The following is a 3643-nucleotide window of genomic DNA, read 5'->3' as shown; positions in this document are numbered from 1 at the left end:
CTGCAATACCCAGCGGTTCGCAAGCCGTGGTCAGCAGCGACAGCGCCTGGGGCCGAAACACCTGGATTTGGCTGGGAGCGGTGCCAGCTTTCTGAGTCGCGGTGGTGATCTGCTCCGTTACCCAGGCTTTGGTTACCGCCGCCTGGGGCACTGTGGCCCCATAGCTAAAGCCAAAATCTGCGCTGCACAGCAAAATTTCCCAGAGGGGTGCGCCGCTGTCGCTGACCAGGGGTGGGCGGTGTAGATCGGCCTGCCAGAGGGTTATGGCCATAGCTGCCTAGGAAAACGCATTGACCACTACGGGCTCGGGGCTGGGCATGTACATTTGGGTGAGGTACTCAGCCACCATGCGATCGCTGTTGTAGATGGGTGCACAGGAGTGAATGGACGCTTTCATCATCGCAATCCACTGGCGGGGCAGCCCGCCGCGATGGCCCTCTAGGGCCGAGCTTTGCCCATCGCGCTGGTAGTACAGGGGCGCAATGTGATGCTCTAGCAGGTCGTAGAGCGAGTCGGCATCCTGCTGGTTTTGAACATCGGGGTCGGCGACTGGGTTGGCTTTGCCAATCATCCAGCCGTTGGCCGCCTGGCCAGCGCCCCCGGCCCGATAGGCCTCGGCCCACCAGCCATCGAGAGTGGCGCAGTTGAGACCGCCGTTGAGGGCTACTTTTTGACCACTGGTGCCCGAGGCCTCGGGGCGGCGAGGATGGTTGAGCCACACGTCGACCCCGGCCAGCAGCAGCTTGGCCACCGCCATATCGTAGTCTTCAATAAAGGCGACGCGATCGCGCAGGGCCGGGTGGCGGCACCACTCCATCAGCCGCTGAATAATCCGCTTGCCTTCCTCATCGGTGGGGTTGGCCTTACCGGCAAATACAATTTGAATCGGCCGACGGGGGTGGGCCAAAATGCGAATCGCCCGGTGTAGGTCGCTAAACAGCAGTTCGCCACGCTTGTAGGGGCTAAACCGGCGGCCAAAGCCCAGGGTTAGCACGTTGGGGTCGAGCAGGTGATCGACGGCGGCAATTTCATCGGCGGCCTCGCCCCGGCTGTGGCGGGCGGTGCGGACGCGATCGCGGGTGTAGGCAATCAGCCGCTCTTTTAGCAGGCTGTGCCGTTGCCAAAGCTGATCGTCGGGGATTGCATCGATTCTGGCCCAGCGGCTGGGGTCGGTCAGGGGGGTGGGGTCGTCGTAGCCCAGGTACTGGCGGTAGAGATCGCCCATCAGCGGCGCTGTCCAGGTGGCGGCATGGACGCCGTTGGTAATCGCCCCAATCGGCACCTGATGCATCTCGCAGTCGGGGTAGAGGGCCTGCCACATCTCCCGACAAATTTCGCCGTGGCGCGAGCTGACACCGTTGGCTTTGCCGCTCAGCCGCAGGGCCAGTACCGTCATCGAAAACAACCCCCAGGGGTCGTCGGGGCGGTGGTTGCCCAGGGCCAGAAAATCTTCGCGCGATAGACCCAGGTGGGGCCAGTAGCCGCCCAAAAACGACTCAATTAGGTCGGCGGCAAATACGTTGCCGGCTGCCGACACAGGCGAATGGGTGGTAAACACGCTGCTCTGGCGCACCTGGGCCGCGATCGCGCCAAAGTCGGCCTCGCTGTAGCGCAGGTCGCGCTGGGCCACCTCCAGCAGGCCAAAGGCCCCGTGGCTGCCGTTGAGGTGGTACACCATCGGCTCAATATCGAGGGCGTAGAGCATGCGCACGCCGCCAATGCCCAGCACCAGGGCCTGGGCCAGGCGAGTTTCGGGGTTGCCGCCGTAGAGCTGGCTGGTAATGCGGCGATCGAGCGGGTCGTTATCGCTGCGATCGGTGTCGAGCAGGTAAAGCTGCGATCGCCCCACCTGTACCCGCCACACCTGTACCCGCACGGGCCGCTGGCGAATATCGAGTTTGATCGTCACCGGCTGACCAAACTCGTCGCGCACCAGCTCCATGGGCAGGTGGTTGACTTCGCAGTGGGCGTAGTGTTCTTCCTGCCAGCCGCTGCGGTTGAGGTGCTGGTGAAAATAGCCCTGGCGGTAGAGCAGCCCCACCCCCACCATCGGCACTCCCAGGTCAGAGGCCGACTTGAGGCTGTCGCCCGCCAGTACCCCTAGCCCTCCGGCGTAAAGAGGCAGCGACTCGTGCAGGCCAAACTCGATGCAAAAGTAGGCCACCGGGCGATCGGGGCTGATCTGGGGCGCAACCTGGTTGGCCCAGGGCGCGCGATGCCCTCCCTGGTTCTGAGCTTGGCCATTGCGGCGGTAGGCCTCAAACTGGCTGGTCAAATGCCGCAAACGGTTGAGGTAGTAAGGATCTTCAGCCACTTGCCAAAGGCGCTCAAGCGGCACCGCCTCTAGCAGCGCTACGGGGTTGTGGCCGCAGGCCTGCCACCGAATTGGATCGATAATGCTAAACAGCGAAACCCGTTCCTCAGTCCAGCTCCACCAGTAGTCGTAGGCCAGGTCAGCAAGGGCAACTAGGGGCGTGGGAAGTTTGGCCTTAAGGCGTAATACAGAAGTCATGGGCAGGGAGAAGAACAGCCAGCGGAAACGAGCAGGGGTTTCTCCCAGCATAGGGGAGAAGGTTATCTATAAATTACCTAAATTAAGTGGGTAAATCTTTTGATGCCTTGATTCATACTCTTTTCCCATGCCTACAGTGCCAACCAGACCCGGCCTAAGCCTGAAACCAGGGGCAATCAGGCCCAGTCTATAAAAATTAGCAGCACGCCCCCCACCCCTAGGGGGATGCCTTGGAATTAAAAAATGGTGCTATATGATAGGCCGTGGCGAGACTAGGGGAATGCAGGGTGAATCAAGTCTTACGAGTAAATCGACCCACGGTTTTTGTGCTCAGGCCCGAGCCGCCATCGCAGCTAGAGGCCAATGAACAGGCGGCGATCACGGCAGGCACCGTCTACGCACTGCAGTCCTACGCCTACGCCGACATCAACGGCGGGTTTGAAGGACACATTAAAGTAGCCCTGCGCGATCGCACCATCGGCGGCTTTAACACCTGGTTTGTACCCACCCAAGACATTCAGGTAGAAGCAGACGGTGTTATTGTCTATCCCCACGAAGACCAGGCGACTAGCCCTGTACTGTGGATTAACGTCGGGACTCTGCTCAAGCGCCGTCCCCTCGATTCCAATCTGCTTCCCGCAAACGAGACCGTGGCTGTGCCGCGTGGCCAAACCTACGACCTCCAGTCTTACGCTTTTGCCGACAGCCAGGGTAACTTCAACAACCACATCAAGTTCGCCATTCGCAATACCGAAGACTTTGTCAATGGCCTCAGCACCTGGTTTGTGTACACTCCCCACGCCTTTGTTACCCTCGACAGCGATGTGGTGTATCCGCGCCCCGACCCCAATGCCTTTGTGCTGCGGGTCATCCAGAATACTCTGTTCAAGCGCCGCCCGGTAGACAGTAGCCAACTGGCCCCCAGTGAGCAGGTGCCCGCCTCGCCGGGTACCACAATCGTGCTCAGTGCCTATGCCTTTGCCAACGCTCAGGGGTCGTTTAACGGGCACATCCGATTCACTATTAGATATGTCAAAGACGATATCAATGGGCTCAATACCTGGTACGTATTCCAGGGGCATGCCCGCGTCGAGCGGGCTGGGGTCGTGGTCTATCCCCCACCGGCCCCGC

Annotated in this window: 3 protein-coding genes; 1 reads left to right on the top strand and 2 read right to left on the bottom strand. The window is 60.7% G+C overall.

Translation table 11 applies throughout. The annotated features are described in order from the left end of the window. Positions 1-271 (bottom strand): Tab2/Atab2 family RNA-binding protein (locus IQ273_RS31640; RefSeq protein WP_228054262.1); only part of this gene is annotated, 271 nt, incomplete at its 3' end. A gap of 6 nt (positions 272-277) precedes the next feature. Further along, positions 278-2512 (bottom strand): alpha-glucan family phosphorylase, encoded by a 2235-nt coding sequence (glgP, locus tag IQ273_RS31635; protein ID WP_194027054.1) that lies wholly within the window; start codon positions 2510-2512, stop codon positions 278-280. Positions 2513-2799: 287 nt separating this feature from the next. Here glgP and IQ273_RS31630 point away from each other — a divergent pair. After that, positions 2800-3643 (top strand): peptidase M15A (locus tag IQ273_RS31630; RefSeq protein WP_194027053.1); only part of this gene is annotated, 844 nt, incomplete at its 3' end.

The sequence above is a fragment of the Nodosilinea sp. LEGE 07298 genome (assembly GCF_015207265.1).
GTDB lineage: Bacteria > Cyanobacteriota > Cyanobacteriia > Phormidesmidales > Phormidesmidaceae > Nodosilinea.
Note: the sequence above shows the minus strand (reverse complement) of the source record. Positions and strands in the feature narration are given on the sequence as shown.

What these genes read in the sequence shown, in the direction of transcription:
- glgP (WP_194027054.1), bottom strand. Translation starts at nt 2,512, where the DNA reads ATGACTTCTGTATTACGCCTTAAGGCCAAACTTCCCACGCCCCTAGTT.